The organism is Pseudomonas sp. Au-Pse12 (genome assembly GCF_021341665.1).
Classification (GTDB): domain Bacteria; phylum Pseudomonadota; class Gammaproteobacteria; order Pseudomonadales; family Pseudomonadaceae; genus Aquipseudomonas.
Genome location: NZ_JAJTTH010000047.1, coordinates 1 through 290, shown reverse-complemented (window position 1 = coordinate 290; position 290 = coordinate 1). Strand labels below are relative to the sequence as shown.

Genomic DNA, 290 nt, shown 5'->3' with positions numbered 1-290 from the left:
ATCGGTCACGTTGACCACGGTAAAACCACTCTGACTGCTGCTCTGACTCGCGTTTGCTCCGAAGTTTTCGGTTCGGCTCGTGTTGACTTCGACAAGATCGACAGCGCCCCAGAAGAAAAAGCTCGTGGTATCACCATCAACACTGCACACGTAGAGTACGATTCGCACATTCGTCACTACGCGCACGTTGACTGCCCAGGTCACGCCGACTACGTCAAAAACATGATCACTGGTGCTGCCCAGATGGACGGCGCGATCCTGGTTTGCTCGGCTGCCGATGGTCCGATGCC

1 protein-coding gene is annotated in these 290 nt (G+C 55.5%); it reads left to right on the top strand.

Annotated features, from left to right (window positions below; translation table 11 throughout):
* On the top strand, positions 1-290 hold a 290-nt coding region (locus tag LXM55_RS32365; RefSeq protein ID WP_233324210.1), incomplete at both ends, for a GTP-binding protein.